Origin of the sequence: Pseudoalteromonas sp. PPB1 (assembly GCF_015356275.1) — a bacterium.
In the GTDB taxonomy this organism is placed as follows: Bacteria; Pseudomonadota; Gammaproteobacteria; order Enterobacterales; family Alteromonadaceae; genus Pseudoalteromonas; species Pseudoalteromonas rubra_D.
The window spans coordinates 115,027-140,603 of the sequence record NZ_JACEQV010000003.1 but is presented as its reverse complement, the minus strand read 5'-3'; the positions used below and the strand labels follow the sequence as shown (position 1 = coordinate 140,603).

Below are 25,577 nucleotides of genomic sequence, written 5' to 3'. Positions count from 1 at the left end.
TATTCCCAGACCATGGATAAGTCAGAGGCGATTGGCCTGGGACTGTTAAAAGCCATGGTTTCTGAGCGAGGTGTGTTGGCTATGCTGATCGCCTCGCAGTCCCTTTCTTTTATTTATACACTCGCCGATTATGATGATTTCTGGCTGACCCTGGGCCTGGTGAGTTTATTCACCCACAGCAATGCCTTATTGTCTTTGGCCATCATTTCACTTATTAGTGTTTTAAATGTGTCTAAACCACAGCACAATGGGGTGCTTGAGCTGAGCATCGTCTTTGTGGTTTTCATCAGTGTCTGTATAGGGCTGAGTATTGGGATCCAGTTTACCCCTTTAACTTCTCACGTTGCTGTAGACTGGGGACCGGTGTTTAGCCATAGCGCAATTTGCTGCTTTGTGGTGGTAATCCTGTTGTATTTTATGTCTATCTATATTGATAATGTGAATGCACTTGAATTGGCCGCTCGAGCAGAAATTGACGCGTTACATGCCAGGATCAGGCCGCACTTTTTGCACAATACTCTAAACACTCTTGCCGAGTTGACGCACGAGAATGCTGAGGACGCAGAAAAAGCAGCATTATTGTTGGCACGCCTGATGCGCGTATCACTGGCAGAAAAAAAGTGGCACACCATTGCGGATGAAGTGGCTTTAACGAAAGACTATCTCAGCCTGGAGCGCTTTCGCTTTGAGCAAAGGCTACAGGTGCAGTGGATAATTGATGATGCTTTACTGGCTGTGCCGATCCCGACATTGACGCTTCAGCCACTGGTCGAAAATGCTGTGTTACACGGCATTGAGAAACGCGTTGAGGGTGGCGTCATTACTATCCAAATTGAGCAGGTTCGCGATACGTTTTCATTGCGTGTCACCAATCCATTGCCTCATTCTACCCACCATTCCAATGGCAACGGGATTGCAACTAAAAACATAGATAAACGGCTTTCTCTGTATTATCAACGCAGGGCTAGTTTGAGGATTGCACAAGATAATGATAAATTCGTAGCAACCATCCTTTTACCTGACACCGGAGCTTATGAATTATCTGATTTTGGATGATGAGCCGATCGCCAGGCGGCGATTACGGCGCTTGATGTCGGAGTTTGAACATTTTGATTGCGTGGCGGAGGCCGCAGATGGCACGCAGGCAATAGAGTTATGCGAACGCACCGCGCCAGAATTGGTGTTTCTGGATATCGCGATGCCTGGTATTGATGGACTCGAGGTTGCTGGTGTACTCAGACAGCAAATGCCAGACTGTAAAATCGTTTTTGTGACAGCCTTTGCCGAACACGCTTTGCAGGCATTTGATTTGCTGGCTGAGGGCTATTTGGTTAAGCCTATAGACAAAGAGCGTTTGGCTGCTTTACTGGAACATATTTACGGTGAACAAATGCAGCGCTTGCAATACCAGGTTGGTCATGACACGCGTTGGGTCGCCGTATCTGATATTTTAGTTGCCAGGAGTGACGAGCGCTACACACACATTTATTTCAAGGACGGTGAAGCGCTCATCGATATTCCTTTAAAGAAGCTGTTGGCCACTTATCCGCGGCATTTTGTGCAGGTGCACAGAAACACCCTGGTAAAAAAACAGGCTGTGCTGAGCCTGGAATCTGTTGATGGTGGTCACAGAGTCAGGCTGGATGGCTTTGCTGAGCCCATTACTGTGAGCCGACGTGCTGCCGCCAACTTTAAATCGCTATTCTGACCATTAAACCCGACTGATTGACCGTTGAGCCCACGATCAGGTTCATGACGAAGTGATTCATTATATTATGTAGTGGAGCAAACTGACTTTGAAAAATGATGGCAAACACTGTGTGTATTAACACAAATCGCGGCTTTACTCTTTTAGAATCGCTTATCGCGTTTATGGTGCTGAGCTTTGGTCTGCTTGGGGCTGTGGCACTGCAAGCGAAAGCGAAGCAAGCCAGTTTTGATTCGATGCAACGCGCTGCAGCAGTCGCCCTGGCTGGTGATATTATGCAGCGCATCCGCAGTAATGATACCCTCAATCTTGGTAATCAGTACCAACAAGTGTTTAGTAGCACAGCAACTGTGAACGGTAATAATCGCTGTTTCAGCAGTATATGTTCCAATGCTGAAATTGCAGCAATGGATCTGGAGCAATGGATCATGGCAATCCAGGCTAAAGAAAATACCGGCTCGCTCGATGACACAACAGTGTGCATCACCACCGCGGTAGTTGCGGGTTCTCAGGGCCGAGGGTTCAATGTAACTGTGAGTGTGGCTTGGGCTGGCCGCCAGGCATTTGAAATGAATGCGACTAATCAGGCCATCAATTGTGGTGAGAATAATGATTATCGCCGAGTAGTGAGCATTAATAGCTATATTTTGGTGAGGGATTGAGATGATACGGTCCGGTTTCACCCTAGTCGAGTTACTGATCTCCATGTTTATTGGTGCGCTTTTGCTCGGCGGCGTCATCACTGCTTATGTTAGCATGAAAGTCACCACCCGAGATACCATGGCCATCGGCGAACTTCAGGAAGTCGGGCGCTTAACCCTGACTTTATTGCGACGTGACTTGGAGCAGGTAGGGTTCTGGGGCACATTTTATGACAAGGGCCTGACGACAGCCAATTCAGTGAGCCCAGCAAACCCAAGCAATGACTGCTTTGGTGGTCTGAATAATGGTAGTTTCCCGAATGCGGTGCAAACCAACTTTCGTTCTATTTACGCCGAAAAGACCAGTGGTGCCGCTTTGAGTTGCATCTCAGGTGCCAAAAACAACACCGAAGTATTGCAACTTAAGTTTCTTGAAGGGCGACAAATTACAGACGATAACGACGTAGAAAGTAATCGTTACTACTTTATCGCCCAACAGGAACAGGGCACATTTGTGGCAGGGAATAGCTATGGCGGGCGGCCGACGAATAACTCGACTTTGTGGCCATACAGTCACCATGCTTATTATATCGAAGAGCAACCTATTCGGATTAATAGCCAAACCATTACCACTCCAATTTTAATGCGCCGGCGTTTAACTGTGGGTGGTGGCATGACGACTGAGGCCGTGATAGAGGGGGTTGAAGATATTCGCTATCTGTTTGGGTTAGATACCAATGGTGACAGTCGTGTAGATACTTATCGCAGTACTCAGGATATGACGGCCGGTGATTGGGAACGCTCAGGTGGGATATTAACAGTGCAGATCATTGCACTGGTTCGGGTATTGGAAGCCGATGCGGGTCTGGAGTTAAAAAGTCAAACCTATACGCTTGGTAACGATCCGGACAGGCGTACTCTGACCTTTAATGATAACTATCGGCGTACGGTGTTTTCGACCACCATTCAGCTGTACAACATGGGGATCTCGACATGGTAACGGCACATAAACAGCGCGGCATGGTGTTGATCGTTTCTATGGTATTGATTGTGGCAGTAATGAGCGTTGCCGTGACACTAATGAGCAGCAGTACCATAGATATTAAAGTGACAAACGCAGCTCAGGAACGAGAAGCCGCGGAGGCCTTACTGATGGGCGAAGTGCAGCGGATCATCTCTCAGGAGAAAGCACGTGTAAATGAAAGCGTGTTTCAGTCACGTAATGGTGAGTTCACAAACGACGACGGTCAAATGGTGCGAAGAAGCATCCACATAGACGAAGAGCTTGAACTAGAGAGTATGCAGGCAAACCTCAACAGTGGTCAGTTATTACTAGAATGTCCACGTGTTTTTAATTTTACCGAGGGCCTCAGCTGTGTCATTACCGAAGTGGAAAGCAGTGTTCAGTATGGCGATCAATCCCGACATCAGGTGACTGTGGTGATTGGCGTTGCGCAGGAAGTCATTGGTAACCTGGGGAATCAATAATGTGGTATAGAATCATACTGGTCCTGAGTGGTTTACTGGTATTCAGCACACAGGCAGAAGACATAGAGTTATTTGTAAAGCACGATATTTCGAATTCAGAAAAATCCCGGGTACTGGTGATCTTTGATACCTCGGGCAGTATGGCGTGGGATGTTAAAGATGGCAAGCGATGCTACGAGTATCGTAGTGGTCGGTTTCGCAGTATCAACTGCTTTGATTCATCACAAACCAGCAAACGCTGTTATAAGGTACGTAATGGTTGGTATCGGGAATCAAACTGTGGTGATAGCCGTTTAAAGGTTGCACAGGATGCCATTACCAAGCTAGTGGAAGAAAACGACGACTTTGATATTGGTCTGATGCGGCTCTATTCCAGTTCAGGTGGGTATGTTCTGAATGGGCTAGGGGCTAGTCAGGCTGCTTTGAATAGTAAAATAGCCAGTTTGCCCGCCAGTGGTAATACACCGCTTTCAGAGACTTTATGGGAAGCATACCTCTATTTGACAGGCAAAAAAGTTTTATATGGCCAGAACAAGAGTGATCGGGATCGCAGCATTGAAAGCAATGGGGTGTATATTTCGCCGTTTAAGCCGGACCCGCTTGCCCCTAAACGCTGTGATACCTCCACTAATATTATCCTGATGACGGATGGTGACCCCACGAGTGACTCGGCGCGTAACACAGATATCTACAATAAATATGTGTCCACATTTGGCTCTGCGCCGAGCAGAGTATCTAATAACTATCTGAATTCACTGGCTAAAGTGATGAGAGGCACGCCTGAAACTCAGGTCGATCTTTACCCTAACACACCTCAGGAACAAGATTTTGCCCGTACCTATACCATCGGGTTTGGTACCGGTATGTCGGATGCGGGTATCACCTTATTGAAGCAAACCGCTTTGGATGGTGGGGGCGAGTATAAACATGCAAATACAGCGTCTCAGTTGTCAGAGGCATTAAAGTCTACCATCACTAATATTCGTGAAAAAAGCGATAGTTTTTCGTCACCTTCGGTGTCGACCAGCAGTTCAGATCTGAGCCGTAGTGGTGATTCAATCTATTACACCATGTTTTACCCGGAAACCCATACCCGTTGGCGCGGCAACCTGAAAAAGCTCAAAGTAAAAGGTTCGGTGATACATGGCATGGGCAGCAGTAGTCATGCTATCAATGAAGAGGGCACCATCGCTGACAATGTGACGACGTACTGGTCTCAGCCTGGCTCCAAAGACGGCGCTAAGGTCGGCGAGGGCGGTGTTAATTATCAGCTCTCCAGACAGACAACCCGCAAAATCTACTCAGATTATGGCAAAGGCACCTTAATGTCGTTTGACTATGCTACAGCATTAATTGCTGCGGGCGGGGATTTGTCGAAACTCAGCACTTTATTTTCCGTGGACAATGCAGGTGTTGTGCCTAATGTGATTAGCTGGGCCAGAGGTATTGATGTTAATGATGAAAATAGCAATAACTCGAGACAGGATAGACGCGAAACCATTTTTGGCGATCCGTTGCATTCCAGGCCGGTAACCATAGATTATGGCAATGGCGACCTGCGCGTGATTGTGGGAACCAATGCTGGCTTTTTACACATGTTTAAGGACAACGGGGAGACAGTGAATGAAAGCTGGGCTTTTGTGCCTGGATCTTTGCTGGATGTCCTCAAACCGCAAATGGACAGACAGGACGACACTAAGCTCTATGGGGTCGATGGCCCCATTACCGTTTATTTTTGGGATAAAGACGATAATGGCAAGGTCGGTAGCGGTGAGCGTGTTTGGCTGATAGTAGGCTTACGTCGTGGGGGTAACGAATATTATGGGTTTGATATTACCTCCCCGGACAGCCCCCGACTGCTATGGGGCGGCCCTATCCGCGGTGGTGTGGCACCCTATGAACAATTGGCACAAAGCTGGTCTAAGCCTCAGATCACTTTCATCAAAGCTAAACCTGATATGCCAGTCATGATATTTGGTGCCGGTTATGACACCAATAAAGACAATGCTTTGTTTTCAAATGACAGTATAGGCCGCGGCATTTACATTGTTGACATTGAAACCGGAAAGCCGTTTTGGAGTTTAACAGCAGAGAATGGCTTTAAGGGCAAACACAGTATTGCCTCTGATCTGAGCACGGTTGACTCTGACTATGACGGGTATACAGATCGTATTTATGCCACGGATACCGGAGGCGGTGTGTGGCGATTTGATCTGCCTGGTACCAATCCAAACGACAGAGATAACCCTTGGACGCATTTTCAGTTGGCCAATCTGAGCGGTGGCACTGATAACAACAAACGACGCTTTTTCTATCGTCCCGTTGTGGCGCGTACCTATTTTTCTAAGGTATCAACCGAAACAGTGAACGGGCAGACTATCACCATACGCCGGGATATTCCTTACGAGGGCCTGTTAATTGGCAGTGGTAACCGGGCTAAGCCTACGTCAACTTCAGTGCAGGATTTTCTGTATATGGTTCGGGATGAAAATACTAAAACCCGCTCCTTTGATAATGAAACGGCACCGGCTGTAATTCGGTCCTCAGACTTACTGAATGTGACGAGTGATCCATTTTATTCTCGTCTAAACGATTTTGATCGCTTTGTCGAAAAAGAGGTTGAGCTTGGCTCCGCCAAGGGTTGGAAGTTGAAACTGGGCGACGGAGAAAAGTCTATGGCAGCTGCTACGGTCGTTGCAGGCGTGGCCTATTACACGACTTTTACACCGGCCAGTGTCGAGGTGAATGAATGTTCGATTACCGCGGGTAAAGGTAGATTGTATGTTTTGCATTTAAACTATGGCATGCAGATGCTAGATCAGCGCAGCTATCAAACCACCGCTGAAGTGCCGGATACACCCAGAGTACATTACAGTGAACATGCCAATGAAGACGGCAGTACCACGATTAAAGCTCAGTTGATCAGCCCAGTCGTTGTTGTTGATGGAGGCGCTGGTGGTGGCTCTGGCGGCGGTTCTGGCGGCGGTTCTGGTTCGGACGTGGTTGATGGTAAAGTGACATTAAAAGAGCCATCTGCTGCAGCGCCATACGAAAAAGCAGATGGCTCTACCGGGGGCGTACAAGCAGAGAATGAAGTAGAAATCAAAATGCAAACGCGGTTATTGTACATATACAAAAAAGAAGAGCATGATGAAAAGAACTAGTCGCACTGTGCTGGGGTTTACCCTGGTTGAGATGATGATCACCATCGCTATTTTGGGGATCCTGGCCAGTATCGCATACCCCAGTTATTCAGAGTATGTAAGGCGAGCGGCCAGGGCAGAGGCTGCGGCAACTTTGCTCGACGCTGCCAATAAGCAAGAGCAGTATTTTGTCGATAATCGCGAGTATGCCAGTTCTCTGGCTGCACTGGGATTACCCACAACAACTGAAAACGATTACTTTTCGCTGGAAATTGTACTGGGCAATGACCTTAACACTTTTGTGATCAGGGCGTCTGCAACCGGAGGGCCGCTTGCAAATGACCCTGAATGCACAACACTCACGATAAATAATCTTAATGTCCGTGGCAGCACAGGCACGTTCACTGCCGATCGGTGTTGGGGTCGTTAGACCCAGCGTGTCAAGGAGGGCGCCAGCACAACCGCTGTGAATGAGCGCTGGTAGCCTTGTGTATTTAAATACATTTATTGGTCTCTCTGAGTCGGCTTCTGCCTACCACACTGACTGATAGCGCGAGTCCAATAGGCGCACCTGAGAGCCTTTGTGTGCAATACACAAAGGTACCATTGCCAAACCCTTTTAATGTGCCTGTGTGCTTAAATGTGATGGCCGACCTCGGATAATCGAGGGTGTCAGTGCCACGGATCCCTGAGAGCACCATCAGTTTCACGTCTTTTTTGTCAAAAGCCGCGCGTTCATGTCGGTCTGTGAATACTGTTAACTCCTGATGCCAAAGGTGCGTACATCGGTTATTAACCAAGGGGCAAATGGTGACAGGCAACTGGTGAGTCACTGCGTGCAGTCGTGTTAAAGTCAGATGTCTGTCTAGCGTTATTAGCGCTTGCTTAGCTCTGTCCAATTCGGTAATAGAGTGTACAGCCGGGGCTGCGAGTAGTAAAAGCACGCCAAAAAGCGCAATACAAATGAGTAGTTCAAATAGGGTAAACCCGCGTATATTCCATAATGTCATGAGCATGCATCCGTGCATCAGCCATAGTGTCAGCCTAGTCTTCGTGGCTTGAACTGCAAGGCTTATGAATAAATATCACGTCGCTGATCAGTCCCGTTATTTGGTGAGGGGCTCGTTAACGGGCGCAACTCACTGTTTAATAGGCATAGTGGTGAGCGTTCGGGTTACAAATAGTTTAGTTGCAAGTGAGGGTTGTGTCACCGCGATACAGTGCTGAACCAACGACACTTACCTCAAGCTGCTGATTAGGAAAGTCCGTGGCGGCTGGGCAATAAATAAAGCTGCTTGCCTGGAGCATGGCGGTGCGACCACTCGAATCGAAACGCAAGCTGGACGCCGGGAATGTCAGGCCATCATTACTGGGAACCTGCTCCATAACACGTAGCAAGTCATCGGTGCCTGTATTGTAGGTGCCGTTATTGTTTCTATCGAGAAAAACGGTAACGCGGTTAGCTTGCCAATTGTCCTGACAGACAAAACTACTGTTAGTCTCAACCAGGGTTGCGGTGGCCGGACACAGGATGATGATCTCATCAGTCGCCGTTGCTTGCGCTCGGGCAAAGGTCACTGTGCGTTTTAATTCTCTCAGATAGGACTCTGCGCGGGTTGAGGTAGTCAGGCTGCCGCTGAATGAAAAGGCCAGCGTGGCCAGTACACCTAAAATAGCAATAGTGATAACTAACTCAAACAGTGTAAAGCCAGTATTTTTTTTCATGGTATACAGCCAAAGACAAGAATAACTACTACCTAATATAGTGCGTCTTTTTGTTTATTTATTCAATCGCTTTGTTTGCCTTGTTTTGTGGGATTGTCTAAAATCGACGCATTACCAAAGGGATAACAATCAACCATGAAAAAGATAGAAGCCATCATTAAACCATTTAAGCTGGATGACGTTCGCGAGGCGCTGTCCGACATAGGTATTACCGGCATGACCGTGTGTGAAGTCAAGGGGTTTGGCCGCCAAAAAGGGCACACTGAGCTGTATCGTGGCGCAGAGTATATGGTCGACTTTTTGCCAAAGGTGAAGCTTGATATTGTGCTTGCTGAAGAAGACGTAGATCGGGCTATCGACGTTATTTTGAAAACGGCGCAAACCGGTAAGATTGGTGACGGTAAGATCTTTGTCACTGAAGTGGAGCGGGTTGTCCGTATTCGCACCGGAGAAGAAGACGAAGAAGCAATCTAATCTCCTGATGCTTATTTGTAGAATAAAAAACGCCGGATGCTTGGTGCAATCCGGCGTTGTTGTATTCAGTACTGGTGTTTTAGCGCTGTTGATTTAACTCTTTCGCTTTGCGCGCGTTGTCGCTAAGTTCATCAAGGCCCAACATGGCGTAACTCTTTTCCATCATTTCAAGCGCTGGGACCAGATAACTGCTCTGTGAGAAGTGCTCAACCACATATTTTCCTCGATTGGCTGCTGCCAGGTAGGCTTCTCGCTCAAAATAATAGTTGGCCACTTTTAGCTCATAACGGGCCATTTTGTTAAGCAACCATGCCAGGCGTTTTTTGGCTTCAGGCACATAGGTGCTTTGCGGGTAGTTTTTGACCAGAGTTGATAAGTCTTGAAAAGCAACGCGGGTACGGTTCGGGTCGCGGTCTGCGCGATCGATACCGAAATATTCCTGAAAGCCGTTCTCATCTGCTTTAATGTTAATTAATCCTCGCATGTAATACATGTAATCGAGGTTTTTATGATTGGGGTTCAGGCGCAAAAAGCGGTCAACTGTCGCGAGTGCCTGCTCGGTATTGCCAGTTTGATAAAAAGCATAGACCAGGTCCATTTGTACTTGATGAGAGTATGGCCCAAATGGGTAACGGGAGTTAATGGCGCTTAAGAGCTCGATGGCACGTGCATACAGGCCTGAGTCGAGTGTTTGCTTGGCGTCTTCGTACAATGCCTGCACAGATTTATTTGGTACGCGTTCTATTTCTTCTTGTTCTGGGGCGGATGAGCAAGCGGCTAATCCTAATACAGATGCGCTCAGTACGATTGCAAAAGCGCGTTTTCCCAACGTCTTTATCATTTTATTTTACTACCTTCGTTATCAGGCTAGGCCAAGTCGGCAAAACCGAGTAAACTATGCATTTATGCGATTCTAACCCAGTCGAGCATGGCTTGCACTGGTATTTTAGGTAAAGTTACACATGTCTGAGCAAATTTCTCTACAAGCCGATGTGCCAGTGGAACTGGGCGGTAAACGTCTAGACCAGATTTTGGCGCAATTGTTCCCCGATTTTTCACGTTCTCGAATAAAAACCTGGATCCTTGATGAAAAAGTCACCGTCAATGGTGACGTACTGGCGATCCCTAAGGAAAAGTTGCTGGGCGGTGAAGTCGTTGCGGTGGAAACGCAAATTGAGGCAGAGCGGGAATACGAAGCGCAGGACATCGCGTTGGACATCGTTTATGAAGATGATGACATCCTGGTTATTAATAAGCCGATGGGCCTGGTGGTGCACCCCGGTGCGGGTAACCCAAATGGTACTGTACTGAATGCGTTGTTACATCACCACCCAGAGATCATCAATGTGCCGCGTGCGGGTATTGTCCACCGTCTTGATAAAGACACCACAGGATTGATGGTGGTGGCCAAAACTATAGTGGCGCAAACCCACTTAGTGAAAAACCTGCAGGCACGTGAAAACTTTACCCGTGAATATGAAGCCATCTGTAACGGCACCATGACTGCCGGTGGGATGATAGAGAAGCCTATTGGTCGTCACGCGACAAAGCGTACGCACATGGCTATCCATGAAATGGGTAAGCCTGCGATTACCCATTACCGGGTGGCCGAAAAGTTTCGTGCGCACACCCGCTTGCGTTTACGCCTTGAAACGGGTCGTACGCACCAGATCCGTGTTCACATGGCGTATCTTAAGCACCCGCTGATTGGTGATCAGCTTTACGGCGGTCGTCCTTGCCCACCACGCAATGCGTCTCCGGAATTCCTCGACACCTTGCGTGGCTTTAAGCGCCAGGCACTGCACGCCGTCAAGCTGCGCATAGCGCACCCGGTGAGCGGCGAAATCATGACCTGGGAAGCACCTATCCCGGAAGATATGCAGCAATTGACTGCTGCATTGCGTGAAGACTTTAAGCTTAATCCACAGATAGATTACTAATATGCTGCGCCCGGATTGGCCATTAAAAGAGGTTGTCGGCGCCTTGTCAACAACGCGTCAGGGGGGCGTTTCGGCGGCCCCTTTTGATGGTTTCAATCTCGCTTGTCATGTTGGAGACAATCCGCACGCTGTCGCACACAACAGAGCACAGTTGCAGGCCCAGGTCCCGGTGCCTATCGTATGGCTTGAGCAGGTACACGGAAATACCGTGGTTCTGGCTGAAGATCAGTACGATATTACTCATACGCCTCAGGCCGATGCAATCTTTACCCGTTCCAGTCAAATTGCTTTGGCAATTATGACTGCCGACTGTCTGCCTGTGCTGCTGGCCAGCGACGATGGCCAGGAGGTCGCCGCGGTCCATTGCGGCTGGCGCCCTTTGGCGGCGGATATTCTTGCCGAGACAATAGCACTCTTCAGCGCACCTAGGTCCCGAATACATGCCTGGTTAGGTCCGGCAATTGGCCCTCGGGCTTTTGAAGTGGGCGAAGAAGTGCGAGAGCAGTTTGTTGCCCGACAGCAGGCGCATTTGAGTGCCTTTAAAGCACAAGCAAATGGTCGCTATCTGGCTGATATTTATACTCTGGCAACACAGCAATTAACGCAGCTTGGCGTGCAATCCGTATCTGTGCATGCGCAATGTACAGTATCCAACCCTCAACAGTTCTTTTCTTATCGTCGTGATGGTCAGTGTGGTCGCATGGCCAGTTTGATTTGGCGCAAGTAATACCAATTTCACTTAATACCTGTTCAATTTGACGGAGCAAATATGACGCTAACTGTGTTAAAAATTTCTCATTTAGAACAACTAAATATCAAAATTCTTGCCTAGTTATCGAACATATTTTTTCGCCTCAAAATAGAACACTTGATTAAGCAAATTAGTATAAATCCCGCTCTTTTGTCATCTGCACCTTGATCAAACTCCCTCTGATACCCATTTTATAGATAACTAAGTTATTTATAAGGTTATTTCGTGTATGCGAATTGATAGATTTACCAGTAAATTTCAAGCGGCGCTGTCTGATGCGCAGTCTCTCGCATTAGGTCGTGACCATCAGTTTATTGAACCTGTACATTTAATGTACGCCTTGTTGCAACAAACGGGTTCCAGTGTCCGGGCGTGTTTGCACAGGCTGGCGTGAGCGCTGATGAGCTCAACACTAAACTCTCTCAGGCTATTGAGAAATTGTTCAAGGTAGAAGGGGTCGGTGGCGACGTACAGCTGTCGAATAACCTTATCTCATTAATTAATCTATGTGATAAATATGCTCAAAAGCGCAAGGACAAGTACATCTCCAGTGAGTTGTTTGTGTTTGCTGCATGCGAAGACAAAGGGCCACTGGGTGAGATTTTTCGTTCACTGAACATCACTCAGGAAAAAATTGAAAAGGCCATCAAGGCCATTCGGGGCGGACAGAAAGTGGATGACCCGAATGCGGAAGATACTCGTCAGGCCTTGGAAAAGTACACCATAGATCTCACTGAGCGTGCCGAGCAGGGTAAGCTTGACCCGGTGATTGGTCGTGATGATGAGATCCGCCGCACGGTACAGGTATTACAGCGCCGCACCAAAAATAACCCTGTGTTGATCGGGGAGCCAGGTGTCGGTAAAACCGCGATCGTTGAAGGTCTGGCCCAACGTATTATCAATGGTGAGGTGCCTGAGGGACTCAAAGACAAGCGTGTATTGTCCCTGGACCTCGGGGCACTGGTCGCCGGCGCTAAGTACCGTGGCGAATTTGAAGAGCGTCTAAAATCGGTTCTTAATGAGCTGGGCAAAGAAGAAGGCCGGGTGATCCTGTTTATCGATGAAATTCACACCATGGTAGGGGCAGGTAAAACCGATGGTGCCATGGATGCGGGCAATATGCTTAAACCCGCACTGGCAAGGGGTGAGTTGCACTGTGTCGGTGCTACAACGCTGGATGAGTATCGTCAGTATATTGAAAAAGACGCCGCGTTGGAGCGACGTTTCCAGAAAGTGTTTGTCGCAGAGCCCAGCGTGGAAGACACCATTGCTATTTTACGTGGCTTAAAAGAACGTTATGAACTGCACCACTCTGTGGATATTACCGATCCTGCGATTGTGGCCGCTGCGCAGTTGTCGCATCGTTACATCAGTGACAGACAACTGCCAGATAAAGCGATTGACTTGATTGATGAAGCTGGCTCGTCAATTCGCTTGCAGATTGATTCTAAGCCAGAGCAATTGGATAAGCTGGAGCGTCGTATTATCCAGTTAAAATTAGAAGACAATGCGCTGGCGAAAGAAAAAGACGAGGCCAGTCAGAAGCGACGAAGTGAAATGCAGGCACTGATCCAGCAGCTTGAAACGGAGTACCGTGAACTGGATGAAGTCTGGAATGCGGAAAAAGCGTCGTTGCAGGGCACGCAGGTGATTAAAGCTGAACTTGAGCAAGCAAGGCTTGACCTGGAGGTCGCACGTCGTGCCAGTGATTTACAACGTATGTCAGAGCTCCAGTATGGTCGTATTCCTGAATTAGAGCGTAAACTTGACCTGGCATCTCAGGCAGAAATGCAGGAAATGAGCCTGCTGAAAAACCAAGTCGGAGAAGATGAAATTGCAGAAATTTTATCGCGCTGGACTGGCATTCCGGTGGCTAAGATGCTTCAGGGAGAGCGTGATAAGTTATTGCAGATGGAGGATGAACTACATAAAAAAGTCATTGGTCAGGATGAAGCCGTGAGCGCAGTGGCCAATGCCATTCGCCGCTCTCGTGCGGGTCTGGCCGATCCGAATCGACCGATTGGGTCATTCTTATTCCTGGGCCCAACCGGGGTAGGTAAGACTGAGCTGACCAAAGCGCTGGCAGGCTTTATGTTTGATACCGAAGATGCCATGGTACGCATTGATATGTCAGAGTTCATGGAAAAACATTCAGTCGCACGGCTGGTGGGGGCACCCCCAGGATATGTCGGATATGAAGAGGGCGGTTATCTGACCGAAGCGGTTCGCCGTCGACCTTACTCTGTGATATTGCTTGATGAAGTGGAGAAGGCGCACCCGGATGTCTTTAATATTTTGCTTCAGGTGCTGGACGATGGGCGTTTGACGGATGGTCAGGGCCGCACCGTTGATTTTAAAAATGCTGTGATTATTATGACCTCTAATCTGGGCTCAGATGTGATCCAGGAGCAGGCTGGCAGCAATGATTATGCAACGCTGAAACAGCGTGTTATGGATGTACTGGTTACTCAGTTCAGGCCTGAGTTCATAAACCGGATTGATGAAACTGTGGTGTTCCACCCGTTGATTAATGAACATATCAAGCAAATTGCAGATATTCAGCTGGCGAAGTTGCGTCAACGTTTGCATGAAAAAGGGTTTGGTTTTGAACTGACCGATGCCGCACTGGATAAAATAGCAGCCAGTGGCTTTGACCCTGTATACGGTGCGCGCCCCCTCAAACGGGCAGTGCAGCACTATATTGAGAATCCGCTGGCACAGCAGTTATTACAAGGGGACTTTGACGCTGGCGACGTGATTAAAGTGGATGTAAATGCAGACGACATTGTATTTACGCGTTAAGGATCACGCAACGGGCAGCGCCGAGCTGCCCGTCCTTTTCCTAATTTCAACGTGCTGAGGTTGGGGCTTTTCCTGCTATATGTTAGAGTATCTTATCAGCATCTAAACCTGCATTTTCCATGGAAAAGTACTTTCGCCAGTATGGCATCTTTCAATTTGGTGGCTGCACTGAACTGTGCGCTCAGGAGCTGCCGCTGACATCACCTGATAATCAGCAGGTGCTAATCAAAGTTATTTCAACGTCTGTTAATCCTATCGATATCAAAACACGCAGTGGTCTGGGCTATGTAGCAGCCGGAAAACCTGCCGACGCCTTCTTACCCTTAGGCTACGATGTGCTGGGTGAAGTTGTGCAGGTTGGCGACGATGTGACCGACTTGCACCCCGGTGATCGGGTAATAGGTATGGTTGGCTTCGCCGCACACCCTGGTTGTTATGCAACCTATACTTATGCCAAAGCCAGCGAGTTAATTAAGGTTAATCAGAAAGCGGATGCGAGTTTGGCCGGTCTGTGTTTGGCAGGGCTGACTGCATGGCAGGCTCTGGCCGAATTCGAACCAGACGGCCGGCCTGTGTATGTCAATGCTGCAACAGGCGGTGTTGGTCATCTTGTGTTGCAAGTCGCCAAGTTGCGCGGCTTCGAGGCTATTGCGGTGAGCCGTCGTATTGAGCATGCGCTGTTTGCAGCGTTGGATATACATGCTATCACGCCTACGGATTATTTGGCACAGCCCCGCAAAGGGATCCTGATAGATCTGGTAGGGGGAGAGTTTGGCCAGCGTATGACTAAAAACCTGCAGGTGGGCTCTGAATTAGTCACTGTGCCAACAGTCACCAAAGATCAGGTATTAGAAACTGCCCGGGCGCAACAGGTTTCAGGGCGCGGAATACTGGTTGAAGCAAATCAGGCGCAACTGACCCGGTTGTATGATGCAGAACAAGCTGGCCAGATAAAGGTGGTGGTTGATCAGAGTTTTGAATTACATGACATTCAGCAGGCACATGATTACGTGGAACAGGGTATTCATTGTGGCAAAGTGATCATCACCGCTTGAGTATTCGTAATTTGCCCCAATTGACAGTAGCATTGTGTATTACTGAGCACCGGGCTTCGAGGTATTAGTTTTTGAACAAATTAAATTTACAAGGCAAGTTAAAAGCGCTTGCGACACCGGCACATCTGAAGTCTTTGCGTGGTATTAAGCGCGGGATTGAACGGGAAGCGCTGAGAATTAAGTCATCCGGAGAGATAGCAAAGACACCCCACCCAAAGGGCGCTGGTCATGCTTTGACCCATGGTGCAATCACAACTGATTTTTCCGAGTCTTTATTAGAATTCATAACGCCGGTGAGTGAATCTCCCGAAGAAACACTCGCTCAGTTAAAAGATCTGCAAAAGTATACCCTAAGCCATATGGGCGATGAACTGTTATGGCCAATGAGCATGCCATGCTACATCAAACAAGAAGACGACATCGTATTGGCTCAGTTTGGCCAGTCTAATATTGGCCGAATGAAAACTCTATACCGGGAAGGTCTTAAAAATCGTTACGGAAGTATGATGCAGGCCATTGCGGGTGTGCATTTCAATATTTCCTTTCCGGATAGCTTATGGCAGAGTTTGCAACAGTTAGAAGGTGATTCAGGTTCTTTGCAGGATTTCATATCGGCCCAATACCTCGGCCTGATCCGTAATTTTAAGCGTGAGTTATGGCTTATTAGCTATTTATTTGGCGCGTCACCAGCTTTATGCAGCTCGTTTTTGCAAGGGAAAAACAGCCAATTGCCTTTCAAGGAGTTGGGACAAGGTACATTGTATCTGGAACACGGCACGGCGCTGAGGCTCGGAGATTTGGGCTACACCAACAGTGCGCAGTCCTCGCTGCGTGTTACTTATAATAGTCTGGACGAGTATATTACCGGTCTGCAAAAAGCGATCCGTTGTCGCTCAGATTTATATGATCATATCCCGGATTATCAGCATGAAACGCCTAAACAGCTTAATAAGAATATTCTGCAGATTGAGAACGAATTCTACTCACCTATCCGACCAAAACGTAACGGCCGCTCCGGTGAAACGCCAACTCAGGCATTAAGCCGCGGGGGGATCGAATACGTTGAGATCCGAGCGCTGGATGTGAATCCATTCAGCGAAACGGGCATAGACCTTGACCAGATCCTATTCCTGGATGTCTTCCTCAGTTACTGTTTACTTCAAGATTCTCCTGAGTTGAGCTGGGACGAGCAGCAAACTTGTGACGCAAACTTACAACAAGTGATTAATGAAGGGCGAAATCCGCAGGTCATGTTACAGCGAAATGGTGAAGCGTGCTCGCTACAGCAATGGGGTGAGGATATTTTTGCACAATTGAGCGCAGTGGCCGCTTTAATGGATGAAGCGCATGGTTCACAGCGCTATGCCCCGGTGATTGCTAAGTTGCATACCTGGGTAGCCCAGCCAGAGCTGACGTTCTCAGGCCGTATTATTGCGAGTCTGGTTGAGCAGGATCAGGACAGCGGTGAACTTGCGTTGTCGCTGGCAAAGCGATACAAGCATAGCCATGCAGCGGATGACTATCAGACCTTTGGGGCTGACAAGCTGGATACCATGAGTGCGCAGTCATTTTTAGATGAACAAGACGTAGTTACCGCCGATAGCGTGTCGTTTAATGCGTTTTTGCGGGATTATTTTTCTAGGGCATAAAAAAACGCAGCCGAGAGGCTGCGTAAATAAATTTCAGGGATGAAACAATGCTAAACTGCTGCATTCAGAGAGTAAGACCGGCACAATTTAGAAAAGTTCAACGAGTTCATAAAAAAATGAGAAAAAAAATAATTTTATTACCTTTGTTGGCTGCACTAACCGGCTGTGCGACGGCACCTCCGAAGCAGCCGAATGATATTTGTAAGATTTTTGAGGAAAAAGACGACTGGTATTTTGATGCAAAAGACGCACAAGAAAAGTGGGGATCGCCCAAACATGTGTTGATGAGCATGATGTATCAGGAAAGCTCCTTCAGACATGATGCTGCACCGCCAATGGAATACTTTCTATGGGTGATCCCCATCGGTCGTGCCAGCAGTGCTTATGGCTATTCTCAAGCAAAAACACTCACCTGGAGCGACTATATTCGTGAAACCGGCAACTCAGGTGCAGATCGCGACGACTTTGAGGACGCCATCGACTTCATGGGCTGGTTTGTTTATAAAACGCATAAAATTAATGGCGTTTCCAAGTGGGACGCTTATGCACAGTATCTCAACTATCACGAAGGGTGGGGCGGTTATCGCCGTGGCACTTACAAAAAGAAAAAGTGGCTGATGCAAGTGGCGAATAAAGTGAAGCATCGGGCTTCGCGGTATGGCGCTCAGCTCAAGCGCTGCGAAGCAGACTTAGATAAGAACTGGTTTGAACGCTTGTTTTCTTAACATGCGTTTTCCTAGTAATCAAAAATAGGACATAAAAAAAGCCGCTATTGCGGCTTTTTTTATTATTCAGCGATGACAGATTTACTTTTCTTTTGGGGATAAACCTTGACCACCTTGATCATGTTTTCCTTAATCTCGACCACTTCCATTGGGTAGCCTGCTATCTTCAGACCAAGCTGAGTCTGAGGAATATCTTCAAGGTGTTCAACAATCAGACCGCTGAGTGTTTTAGGCCCCTCTGTTGGCAAATGCCAGTGCATTTCTTTATTGAGGTCACGCACATTGGCACCACCGTCAACCACGACCGAGCCATCGTTCTGTACATCGACTTCGTCACTTGGGGCAGGTGTTTTAGTTGTGGTAAAGTCACCCACAACCTCTTCGAGGATGTCTTCCAGAGTCACCAGGCCCTGAATGTCACCATACTCGTCAACCACCAGACCGATACGCTCTTTATTTTGCTGAAACTTCAAAAGTTGAGTATTCAGTGAGGTACTTTCCGGGATGTAGTAGATTTCTCGTACAGCACGCAACAGCGACGGTTTATCAAACTGCTCTTTGGTCAATAAGCGTAATGCATCACGTGAGTGAATAAAGCCAACGGCATCATCAATTTGGTCCCGATATAGCAGCACCCGAGTGTGTTGCGCATTGGTCAGCTGTTTAGAAATGTCTTTCCAGTCGTCATTGATGTCGATGGCATTGATCTCACTGCGTGGGATCATAATGTCTTCAACCGTAACGTGATCTAAGTCCAGAATAGAAGTCATCATGTCCTGGTGATTGGTTGGCAACATGGCACCGGACTCATTTAATACTGTTTTGAGTTCTTCTTTACTCAGACTGTGTTCTTCTATTTGCTCCGGCGATACGCCAATGAGCTTCAACATACCATTGGTGATCCAGTTCACTGTAACAACCACAGGGAAGAGTATTTTTAGCAGAATTTTCAGAATCACAGAGCTTGGGAATGCGATTTTCTCTGGGTATAGCGCTGCCAGCGTTTTAGGCGTGACTTCAGCGAAGATCAAGATAACCAGGGTCAATGCAAAGGTGGCAACAACAATACCAGCGTCGCCCAGCAGGCGCATACCCAATACAGTGGCAACCGCAGAAGCAGCGATGTTAACAAGGTTATTACCGATCAGGATCAGACCAATTAAGCGGTCTGGGCGCTTCAGAAGTTCGTCTACGCGCTGTGCCGACTTGTGTTTTTCTTTTACCAAATGGCGCAGTCGGTAGCGGTTAATAGACATGATCCCGGTTTCCGAACTGGAAAAATAACCCGAGAGCAGAACAAGCACGCCAAGAATAATAAACAAGGCGCTGGTTGATATGTCGTCCAACAGAGGATCCCTTTTTTGCTTACGAAGGAGTATTAAGCGTTAGCCAGAATTCAGAGTCAAGTCAAAAAGCATGAACTTAAGTTAAAACTTAGATTAAAACTTACCTAAGATCACTTCTTGAACAAATCGACTGCCGAAATAGGCCAACGTAACGATACCGGAGGCGCCTAATACTGCGAACACCACTGATTTACCCCGCCAGCCAAACTGATGATGGCCAATGGTGACAGCACTGAACATACACCAGGCGATGAGTGACAGTACGGTTTTGTGTAAAAACTCTTTAGCAAACATGCCTTCAAGGAACACAAAGCCAGATAACAGCGCCAGGGTTAACAGTGCAGTACCAACAGTAAGCAGCTGATAAAGTTGCGATTCAACCTGCATTAATGGTGGCAGGTGGCTGTGCATGATAGCCAAATCCTTTTCTTTCAGGCGACGGTCAATGAAATAAAACTGCACAGCGTATAGCGTGGCGATGATGAGTACACAATATGCCAGAAGTGACAGAGAAATATGAACCACCAAGCCAATGTCGACTTCCAGTGACTTCATTACAATGTGGTGGGGCACAAACAAACTGGCAACGAGGAGTATCGCCGCGAACCCATAGACAACGGGCAGTAATAAAGTGGCTGGGAACTTTAAGGAGACAGTTGTTACTGATACCACAATGACCCAGCAGGTGAGCAGAGCAACATTGATGGTACTGAGGTCTTGTCCATCCTGCGTAAACACGGAGTTTACCAGTACCAGCATGTGGCTGAGGATCGCCACTGTGCTGAAGATAATGGTCAGCTTTTGGCTAGGGCCTTCTTTATGAAATAGGCGCGACAATACATGCCCTGTGGCAAGTACATAAAACAGACTGGCAAACAACGATAAACTGATGATCAACATGAATGGCTTTCTACTTACATGCTCCTTTTGTAGGCTATTGTATTTTAAGCTCGGGTTCTTGCATAGGGGCAGGGAAAAAGTTTCTTAACTGACTTGAATACTGTATTAGTGACGCGCATATCAGTATAATGCTGGGCAATTACGACATACTGGAAGCGATAAATGTTTGAGAACCTCCAAGAACGCTTAGGAAAAACGCTTAAAAACATCAGCGGCCGTGGCCGACTAACCGAAGATAATATTAAAGAAACGCTCCGTGAAGTGCGTATGGCACTGCTTGAAGCGGACGTAGCTTTGCCTGTGGTCAGAGACTTTGTGAAGCAGGTTAAAGAACGTGCGGTTGGTGTTGAAGTGACTAAGAGCCTTAGCCCAGGCCAGGTTTTCATCAAGATCGTTCGTGAAGAACTCGAAAAAGCCATGGGTGAGGCCAACGAGGAGCTTAACCTGGCTGCGCAGCCGCCTGCAGTCGTCATGATGGCTGGCCTGCAGGGTGCGGGTAAAACAACCAGTGTGGGTAAACTGGCTAAATTTTTAAAAGAGCGCAAGAAAAAATCTGTACTGGTAGTCAGTGCTGACGTATACCGCCCTGCGGCAATCAAGCAGCTTGAAACGCTGGCCCAGGAAGTAGAGGTTGAATTTTTCCCCAGTGATATTTCACAAAAGCCGGTGGACATCGCGACCAACGCTATTTCACATGCAAAGAAAAAATTCATTGACGTGGTGCTGGTGGATACCGCTGGTCGTTTGCACGTCGACAATGAGATGATGGGTGAGATCAAAGATCTTCACGCAGCTATCTCTCCTATCGAAACCCTGTTTGTCGTGGACTCCATGACGGGTCAGGATGCCGCAAATACAGCAAAGGCATTCGACGAAGCTTTGCCACTGACAGGTGTGATCCTGACTAAGACAGATGGTGATGCGCGCGGCGGTGCGGCTTTATCGATTCGTCATATCACTGGCAAACCCATTAAGTTCATTGGTGTGGGTGAACGTACGGATGCGCTGGAGCCATTCCACCCGGATCGTGTTGCGTCACGTATTCTAGGCATGGGCGATGTGCTGTCTTTGATTGAAGAAGTTGAATCTAAGGTTGATAAAGACAAAGCAGCTAAAGTTGCTGAGAAAGTCTTTAAAGGCGATGGCTTCACGCTCGAAGATTTTGCTGAGCAACTGCGCCAGATGAAAAACATGGGTGGTATGATGTCGATGCTGGATAAACTACCTGGCATGTCTAACTTACCTGATGCTGTTAAAGGTCAGGTGAATGACAAGACCTTTAATCAGATGGAAGCGATTATTAATTCTATGACACCACATGAGCGTGCACGCCCGGAAGTGATCAAAGGTTCACGTAAGAAGCGGATTGCGGCTGGTTCCGGTACTCAGGTTCAGGATATCAACAAGTTGCTAAAGCAGTTTACCCAGATGCAGAAAATGATGAAAAAGATGAAGGGTAAGGGCGGCATGATGAAAATGATGAAGAATATGAAAGGCATGATGCCACCAGGCATGTTCGGTGGCGGCGGTCCGAAGTTTTAATTCAGACTCAAACTGAGAAAAGGACAGGCTGATTCAAATCACTCTGTCCTTTTTTAATGCTTATACCAATTTCACTTAATACTTGGTCTATTTGAAGAAGCAAATAGGACGCTAACAGCGTTAAAAATTTTTCATTTAGAACAACTAAATAGCAGAATTTTTGCCTTGCTATCGACCCTATTTTCTCGCCTCAAAATAGACCACTTAATTAAGCAAATTGGTATTAGCTTTCTACGGCTTCATCAAATTGTGCGCGGGCGGCTTTGGTAAGGCGCACCAGCGCTTTACGCACCGCCGTAGCGTCTTCACAGCGCGCTTCGAAGGGTACGTAATAAGGCTTGTCATTGGCTCTGAAATAGCAGCCCTCATTGAGGATCGTCGTCATAGTCACCTCTGCGGCATCAACATTATGCACCAACTTGAGGATCAACTGATTGGCATCCTGATGGTCGTCATTCATATGCTTGACCATATGTGCTTCACTGGCCAGGTCCCAATTCGCAGCTGGCTGTGTCCATTCGTCTGCTTCTAACCAGAAAATCTGCCCAAAGCCTGCGATATAGCGCACGCGTTTAATTTCCATACGCCATAATTTGAAGTCATGTGCTTGCCGGTAGCTGATGGCTTCAGGAAAGTGACGCTCATAGCGCAGCAGTAGATCGGCTGCTTCCTCATCCGGTACCGGGGCGGCGTCGCCGACAATAGTGACACGGGCATGTTCATTTTGATCGCCACTTTGTGCAGCATCAAAAATTGTCGCGCAAACTCTGCTGTCTTCTGTCAGGTTGCGCGAGTGCTGTGCAATGCCTGCGATGTAAAAAACCAGCCGACCCTCATCGTCACTCATAAACGGTGTGACCGAGCCAAACGGGTAGCCCGCCAGATTTTTAGAGAGTGTCGACATGACACAGACGGTAGAATGTCTGAGTAGCTGGCGCGCTTCAAAAACAGCTTGTTCACGCATTGGGAGCTCCTGTTAGCGGTTCTGAGAATATCATAGGTATATTATATCCGGGATGCAGGTTAATCTGCATGCCTGTTTGGTAAATGGGTTGTAATACATCCAGCCTGAGTACGTCTTGTGGTGTGCCGTCACTGCGGATCTGGCCTTGATCTAACAAGAGTATCCGGTCAGCATACAACGAAGCCAGGTTTAAATCATGCAATACCGCAATCACGGTATTGCCCTGCTGGGCAAAGCGTTGGGCGGTACTCAGCACCCGGTGTTGATGGTGTAAATCGAGTGCGGAAGTGGGCTCATCCAGCAGCATCAGCTTGTTACGGGTGGCCGGGTCATGCGCATTCAGTTGCGCCAGACAGCGGGCAAATTGGGCACGTTGAAATTCGCCACCGGACAATTGGGTAACGTCGCGTCCGGCGAGCTCTTCTAGTGCCAGTTGTTTGATGAGTTCATCAACGACTCGAGCCTGTTCAGCTGTGCTTTCCTGATAAGGGTAGCGGCCCATGGCGATAAGCTCGGTGGTATTAAAAGCAAAATTGACCCGGTTATGCTGCAATAACACGGCGCGTTCTGTGGCCAGTGTGAATGCGTCGTGTTTGTTGAGTGGTTCGCCATGCCATAAGATCGCACCCTGGTAGGGGATATCATCACAAATTGCACTGAGCAAAGTCGATTTTCCGGCACCATTCTCACCCAATAGCACGATGAACTGGCCAGCTTCAAGTGTCAGCGACAAGTCTGTTAGTACCAGTTTGCCAGCACGGGTGACAGTCAGATTACGACATTCAAGCATGGCTACCTCGCTTTTGTTGTATCAGTAAATAGACAAAAAACGGACTGCCAAACAGGGCGGTGATCACACCAATCGGCAGCTCTGAAGGTGCAACAACCAGGCGTGCCAGCCAGTCTGCGATGAGTAATACTACGCAGCCCAGTAACATGCTCAAAGGCAGCATACGCCGCAGATCTGGGCCGACCAGCAGGCGTGCCAGGTGAGGTACCAGCAAACCAATAAAGCCAATCATGCCGGACATAGCAACGGCGCCACCAACGCCCAGCGCAACCAGAAAAATCACCTCGTTTTTTAACCGACGGACATTAACACCCAGGTGTCTTGCATCCCGTTCTCCCAGCATCAGGGCATTGATTTGCTCGCGTCGCATGAACAGCATCACGACGCAAATAAGGATGAGGGGAGCACCATATTGCATGGCAGACCAGCTTGCTCCCGCCAGAGCACCCATCTGCCAGTATGTCATCAGGCGCAAAGACGTGTCATCGGCAAAAAAACTGAACAATCCTATCAGGGCCATGGCAACGGCATTGATTGCCACCCCGGCCAGCAGTAATACTGTGATCTGGATCTGACCATTATGACTGGCTATACGATACAACAAAGAAGTGATAGCCAGGGCGCCCAGAAAGGCAGCCGGTGCGACCATTGTTTCGTTGATAAAAGCAACCTTGGGTGACAGTGCAATGACTGCTATGGCTGCAACAGCCGCACCGCCTGTGACTCCCATCAAACTCGGATCTGCCAGGGGATTGCGACATAACGCCTGACTGGCTGCACCACTACAGGCCAGGACACATCCTACCAGCAGCGCCAGCAGTAACCTTGGCAGACGGATTTGGGTAACGACGGTCATGTGTATTTCACTGATCCCTTGTATTGCCGAGTCAGGGAGGAAGACCGCCAGCGGGATGCGCCAGTCCCAGCCAACCGGTCCACTACTGAGAGACAGCCAGGCCAGTGCAATGAGTGTAGCGCTGCATAACCACAGCCAGACAGTGTGATGACGCGCAGTTAAAATCGCAAAAGTCTGACTCATAGTGCTGAGTGATCACGGTATGTAGCAAGCTGTGCAATCGCCTCAGGCAGGCGAGTCGTCATTCCCATCGACATCAGTGAGTCCATGACCAGCAGTTTGCATTGCTGTGCGGCCGGTAACAAGGCCAGCGCACTTTGCTGACAAAATTGTTCGGGTCCACCGAGGCTGTAGACAACATGACTGGGTGCAACCAGAAAATCAGGGGCGCTGACCAGCATAGCCTCACGATTAAAGGGCTTATATCCGGGTGCTGTTGCCAGATTACGTATCCCTGTATAGCCAAATAAGAGGTCGGGTACTGTTTCTGGGCCAGCTACAGTCACGCCGCGATCGCCGGCAGATAAGATAAACAGGGCACTGAGTGAGGTGGCAGGTGCTTTGACTGGTAAGGTTTTTTTGAGGCCGGTGATCAGCCGTTGTGCCTGACTTTGGCGGTTCAGATCTCGGCCAAGCTGACCTATCAGGTTGAACAGTTCGTTGATAGTTTTCGGTTTGTCATACAGGTTCAGCTGTACCCCGGTACTGCGTAACTGTGTTAATACTTCGGGTCGGCCACTGCCTTCCAATGCCAGGATCAGTCCGGGGTGCTGTGACAGCACGCCCTCAGCGGCCAGATCCCGGTAATAACCAACTTTAGGTAATTTAGTTGCATCAATTGGTGACGTGCTGGAGGTGTCAACAGCCACGACATTTCCTCCGGCACCCAGAGCAAATACGATGTCTGTCAATGAACCGCCAGCGACGACGATCCGTTGCGCAGCAAGCAGTGGCTGACTGATTGTCAGTATTAAGATTAAGAATACAAGTTTACGCATTATTTATCCCGTTAAGTTCAATGGTTTTAAACGAAAGTATCGCCTAAGTCACACTTTCTTAATGCCAGGGCGAGCGCTGA

The 25,577-nt window shown here is 48.2% G+C and carries 23 protein-coding genes and 1 pseudogene; 15 read left to right on the top strand and 9 right to left on the bottom strand.

Features of this window, described 5'->3' with window-relative positions:
* The first annotated feature begins 12 nt into the window (after positions 1-12).
* From IY568_RS04510 to IY568_RS04480, 7 genes are all read left to right on the top strand, one after another.
* Positions 13-1,056: a sensor histidine kinase gene (locus tag IY568_RS04510; protein ID WP_138537613.1), complete on the top strand. Its 1,044-nt coding sequence runs from the start codon at positions 13-15 to the stop codon at positions 1,054-1,056.
* Complete coding sequence (locus IY568_RS04505; RefSeq protein ID WP_125560034.1) at positions 1,034-1,708, top strand: LytR/AlgR family response regulator transcription factor; 675 nt, start codon at positions 1,034-1,036, stop codon at positions 1,706-1,708. Before IY568_RS04510 ends, IY568_RS04505 begins: the two co-directional genes overlap by 23 nt.
* Before the next feature lie 95 nt (positions 1,709-1,803).
* The gene (pilV, locus tag IY568_RS04500; RefSeq protein WP_125560036.1) at positions 1,804-2,370 is read left to right on the top strand and encodes a type IV pilus modification protein PilV; all 567 of its coding nucleotides are present in this window, start codon (positions 1,804-1,806) and stop codon (positions 2,368-2,370) included.
* Position 2,371: 1 nt separating this feature from the next.
* Positions 2,372-3,349 (top strand): PilW family protein, encoded by a 978-nt coding sequence (locus IY568_RS04495; protein WP_171045028.1) that lies wholly within the window; start codon positions 2,372-2,374, stop codon positions 3,347-3,349.
* A complete protein-coding gene (locus IY568_RS04490; protein ID WP_194866869.1) occupies positions 3,343-3,837 on the top strand; it encodes a pilus assembly protein PilX in 495 nt (164 codons plus the stop codon). Before IY568_RS04495 ends, IY568_RS04490 begins: the two co-directional genes overlap by 7 nt.
* On the top strand, positions 3,837-7,001 hold the full coding sequence (locus tag IY568_RS04485; RefSeq protein ID WP_194866868.1) for a pilus assembly protein: 3,165 nt from the start codon (positions 3,837-3,839) through the stop codon (positions 6,999-7,001). The genes IY568_RS04490 and IY568_RS04485 overlap by 1 nt, the downstream gene beginning before the upstream one ends.
* The gene (locus tag IY568_RS04480) at positions 6,988-7,410 is read left to right on the top strand and encodes a type IV pilin protein (RefSeq protein WP_194866940.1); all 423 of its coding nucleotides are present in this window, start codon (positions 6,988-6,990) and stop codon (positions 7,408-7,410) included. Before IY568_RS04485 ends, IY568_RS04480 begins: the two co-directional genes overlap by 14 nt.
* A gap of 64 nt (positions 7,411-7,474) precedes the next feature.
* Here IY568_RS04480 and IY568_RS04475 read toward each other — a convergent pair whose 3' ends face one another.
* Both IY568_RS04475 and IY568_RS04470 read right to left on the bottom strand, forming a co-directional pair.
* Positions 7,475-7,990, bottom strand: a complete 516-nt coding sequence (locus tag IY568_RS04475; RefSeq protein WP_171045027.1) for a GspH/FimT family pseudopilin — start codon at positions 7,988-7,990, stop codon at positions 7,475-7,477.
* 175 nt (positions 7,991-8,165) lie between these two features.
* Entirely contained in the window at positions 8,166-8,705 is a 540-nt protein-coding gene (locus IY568_RS04470; RefSeq protein WP_125560046.1) for a GspH/FimT family pseudopilin, read from the bottom strand.
* Positions 8,706-8,840: 135 nt separating this feature from the next.
* Between IY568_RS04470 and glnB the strand changes: the two genes are divergently transcribed.
* Positions 8,841-9,179 (top strand): nitrogen regulatory protein P-II, encoded by a 339-nt coding sequence (glnB, locus tag IY568_RS04465; RefSeq protein ID WP_010382451.1) that lies wholly within the window; start codon positions 8,841-8,843, stop codon positions 9,177-9,179.
* Between the two features lie 79 nt (positions 9,180-9,258).
* Here the strand turns inward: glnB and IY568_RS04460 are convergent, their stop codons facing one another.
* Positions 9,259-10,020, bottom strand: a complete 762-nt coding sequence (locus tag IY568_RS04460) for an outer membrane protein assembly factor BamD (RefSeq protein ID WP_194866867.1) — start codon at positions 10,018-10,020, stop codon at positions 9,259-9,261.
* 121 nt (positions 10,021-10,141) lie between these two features.
* On the opposite strand from IY568_RS04460, the gene rluD reads away from it, so the two are divergent.
* From rluD to IY568_RS04430, 6 genes and pseudogenes are all read left to right on the top strand, one after another.
* On the top strand, positions 10,142-11,119 hold the full coding sequence (rluD, locus tag IY568_RS04455) for a 23S rRNA pseudouridine(1911/1915/1917) synthase RluD (protein WP_010382447.1): 978 nt from the start codon (positions 10,142-10,144) through the stop codon (positions 11,117-11,119).
* A 1-nt stretch (position 11,120) separates the two neighbouring features.
* Positions 11,121-11,846, top strand: a complete 726-nt coding sequence (gene pgeF, locus IY568_RS04450) for a peptidoglycan editing factor PgeF (RefSeq protein ID WP_194866866.1) — start codon at positions 11,121-11,123, stop codon at positions 11,844-11,846.
* 253 nt (positions 11,847-12,099) lie between these two features.
* Positions 12,100-14,672 (top strand): annotated as a pseudogene (gene clpB, locus IY568_RS04445) (ATP-dependent chaperone ClpB).
* Positions 14,673-14,791: 119 nt separating this feature from the next.
* Positions 14,792-15,727: an NADP-dependent oxidoreductase gene (locus IY568_RS04440; protein ID WP_125560052.1), complete on the top strand. Its 936-nt coding sequence runs from the start codon at positions 14,792-14,794 to the stop codon at positions 15,725-15,727.
* 71 nt (positions 15,728-15,798) lie between these two features.
* Positions 15,799-17,376 carry a glutamate--cysteine ligase gene (gene gshA, locus IY568_RS04435; protein WP_194866865.1) on the top strand — a complete coding sequence of 526 codons (1,578 nt, stop codon included), beginning with the start codon at positions 15,799-15,801 and terminating at the stop codon, positions 17,374-17,376.
* A gap of 116 nt (positions 17,377-17,492) precedes the next feature.
* A complete protein-coding gene (locus tag IY568_RS04430) occupies positions 17,493-18,101 on the top strand; it encodes a hypothetical protein (RefSeq protein ID WP_010382435.1) in 609 nt (202 codons plus the stop codon).
* Positions 18,102-18,163: 62 nt separating this feature from the next.
* Here IY568_RS04430 and IY568_RS04425 read toward each other — a convergent pair whose 3' ends face one another.
* Both IY568_RS04425 and IY568_RS04420 read right to left on the bottom strand, forming a co-directional pair.
* Positions 18,164-19,447 (bottom strand): HlyC/CorC family transporter, encoded by a 1,284-nt coding sequence (locus IY568_RS04425; protein WP_125560056.1) that lies wholly within the window; start codon positions 19,445-19,447, stop codon positions 18,164-18,166.
* A gap of 93 nt (positions 19,448-19,540) precedes the next feature.
* Positions 19,541-20,347, bottom strand: coding sequence for a cytochrome C assembly family protein (locus tag IY568_RS04420; RefSeq protein ID WP_010382431.1), 807 nt, complete (start codon positions 20,345-20,347; stop codon positions 19,541-19,543).
* A gap of 162 nt (positions 20,348-20,509) precedes the next feature.
* On the opposite strand from IY568_RS04420, the gene ffh reads away from it, so the two are divergent.
* On the top strand, positions 20,510-21,889 hold the full coding sequence (gene ffh / locus IY568_RS04415) for a signal recognition particle protein (RefSeq protein ID WP_138537603.1): 1,380 nt from the start codon (positions 20,510-20,512) through the stop codon (positions 21,887-21,889).
* A 223-nt stretch (positions 21,890-22,112) separates the two neighbouring features.
* Here the strand turns inward: ffh and IY568_RS04410 are convergent, their stop codons facing one another.
* Genes IY568_RS04410 through IY568_RS04395 form a run of 4 tightly spaced genes read right to left on the bottom strand, consistent with a single transcriptional unit; the run spans position 22,113 to position 25,497 of the window.
* Complete coding sequence (locus IY568_RS04410; protein WP_194866864.1) at positions 22,113-22,853, bottom strand: HugZ family protein; 741 nt, start codon at positions 22,851-22,853, stop codon at positions 22,113-22,115.
* Positions 22,846-23,643, bottom strand: coding sequence for a heme ABC transporter ATP-binding protein (locus IY568_RS04405; protein WP_194866863.1), 798 nt, complete (start codon positions 23,641-23,643; stop codon positions 22,846-22,848). Before IY568_RS04405 ends, IY568_RS04410 begins: the two co-directional genes overlap by 8 nt.
* Positions 23,636-24,682, bottom strand: a complete 1,047-nt coding sequence (locus tag IY568_RS04400) for a FecCD family ABC transporter permease (RefSeq protein WP_194866862.1) — start codon at positions 24,680-24,682, stop codon at positions 23,636-23,638. The genes IY568_RS04405 and IY568_RS04400 overlap by 8 nt, the downstream gene beginning before the upstream one ends.
* A complete protein-coding gene (locus IY568_RS04395) occupies positions 24,679-25,497 on the bottom strand; it encodes a heme/hemin ABC transporter substrate-binding protein (RefSeq protein WP_194866861.1) in 819 nt (272 codons plus the stop codon). Before IY568_RS04395 ends, IY568_RS04400 begins: the two co-directional genes overlap by 4 nt.
* Between the last annotated feature and the right edge of the window lie 80 nt (positions 25,498-25,577).

Bases quoted from the DNA above. Each gene is read 5' to 3' on its own strand.
- IY568_RS04480 (WP_194866940.1), top strand. From the start codon at position 6,988: ATGAAAAGAACTAGTCGCACTGTGCTGGGGTTTACCCTGGTTGAGATG.
- IY568_RS04405 (WP_194866863.1), bottom strand. From the start codon at position 23,643: ATGCTTGAATGTCGTAATCTGACTGTCACCCGTGCTGGCAAACTGGTA.
- IY568_RS04470 (WP_125560046.1), bottom strand. From the start codon at position 8,705: ATGAAAAAAAATACTGGCTTTACACTGTTTGAGTTAGTTATCACTATT.
- IY568_RS04430 (WP_010382435.1), top strand. From the start codon at position 17,493: ATGAGAAAAAAAATAATTTTATTACCTTTGTTGGCTGCACTAACCGGC.
- IY568_RS04485 (WP_194866868.1), top strand. From the start codon at position 3,837: ATGTGGTATAGAATCATACTGGTCCTGAGTGGTTTACTGGTATTCAGC.
- IY568_RS04400 (WP_194866862.1), bottom strand. From the start codon at position 24,682: ATGAGTCAGACTTTTGCGATTTTAACTGCGCGTCATCACACTGTCTGG.
- glnB (WP_010382451.1), top strand. From the start codon at position 8,841: ATGAAAAAGATAGAAGCCATCATTAAACCATTTAAGCTGGATGACGTT.
- IY568_RS04510 (WP_138537613.1), top strand. From the start codon at position 13: ATGGATAAGTCAGAGGCGATTGGCCTGGGACTGTTAAAAGCCATGGTT.
- IY568_RS04460 (WP_194866867.1), bottom strand. From the start codon at position 10,020: ATGATAAAGACGTTGGGAAAACGCGCTTTTGCAATCGTACTGAGCGCA.
- IY568_RS04475 (WP_171045027.1), bottom strand. From the start codon at position 7,990: ATGACATTATGGAATATACGCGGGTTTACCCTATTTGAACTACTCATT.
- IY568_RS04440 (WP_125560052.1), top strand. From the start codon at position 14,792: ATGGAAAAGTACTTTCGCCAGTATGGCATCTTTCAATTTGGTGGCTGC.
- IY568_RS04395 (WP_194866861.1), bottom strand. From the start codon at position 25,497: ATGCGTAAACTTGTATTCTTAATCTTAATACTGACAATCAGTCAGCCA.
- IY568_RS04490 (WP_194866869.1), top strand. From the start codon at position 3,343: ATGGTAACGGCACATAAACAGCGCGGCATGGTGTTGATCGTTTCTATG.
- IY568_RS04420 (WP_010382431.1), bottom strand. From the start codon at position 20,347: ATGTTGATCATCAGTTTATCGTTGTTTGCCAGTCTGTTTTATGTACTT.
- IY568_RS04495 (WP_171045028.1), top strand. From the start codon at position 2,372: ATGATACGGTCCGGTTTCACCCTAGTCGAGTTACTGATCTCCATGTTT.
- pgeF (WP_194866866.1), top strand. From the start codon at position 11,121: ATGCTGCGCCCGGATTGGCCATTAAAAGAGGTTGTCGGCGCCTTGTCA.
- rluD (WP_010382447.1), top strand. From the start codon at position 10,142: ATGTCTGAGCAAATTTCTCTACAAGCCGATGTGCCAGTGGAACTGGGC.
- IY568_RS04410 (WP_194866864.1), bottom strand. From the start codon at position 22,853: ATGCGTGAACAAGCTGTTTTTGAAGCGCGCCAGCTACTCAGACATTCT.
- ffh (WP_138537603.1), top strand. From the start codon at position 20,510: ATGTTTGAGAACCTCCAAGAACGCTTAGGAAAAACGCTTAAAAACATC.
- IY568_RS04505 (WP_125560034.1), top strand. From the start codon at position 1,034: ATGAATTATCTGATTTTGGATGATGAGCCGATCGCCAGGCGGCGATTA.
- pilV (WP_125560036.1), top strand. From the start codon at position 1,804: ATGATGGCAAACACTGTGTGTATTAACACAAATCGCGGCTTTACTCTT.